Consider the following 273-nt stretch of genomic DNA (forward strand, 5'->3'; position numbering starts at 1 on the left):
GCCCGAGCTCTTCGCATCCTCGATGGAAAGCACCGAGCGCGATGCGCCATCTTCTCCCGTGCCCGCCATGCGGCCGCCAGGGTCGCCCCGGCAAGGGGACCTGGCAGGCTCCATATCATGAGCCGCGGGGGAGCGCCCCCCGCGAGCGCGACCACAGAGGCGGGGATCACCCGGTCCCATCCCGAACCCGGCAGTTAAGCCCGCCTTCGCCGAGAGTACTGCAGCGCGAGGCTGCGGGAGGGCAGGGCGTCGCGCTCGCGGAGGGCGCTTTTC

Annotated in this window: 1 rRNA gene; it reads left to right on the forward strand. The window is 71.8% G+C overall.

From position 1 onward, the window contains the following. Positions 1–143 precede the first annotated feature (143 nt). Positions 144–258: ribosomal RNA gene (gene rrf, locus DW178_RS08275) — 5S ribosomal RNA — on the forward strand. Positions 259–273: the final 15 nt, after the last annotated feature.

Source organism: Eggerthella sp. AM16-19 (assembly GCF_003474385.1).
In the GTDB taxonomy this organism is placed as follows: Bacteria; Actinomycetota; Coriobacteriia; order Coriobacteriales; family Eggerthellaceae; genus Senegalimassilia.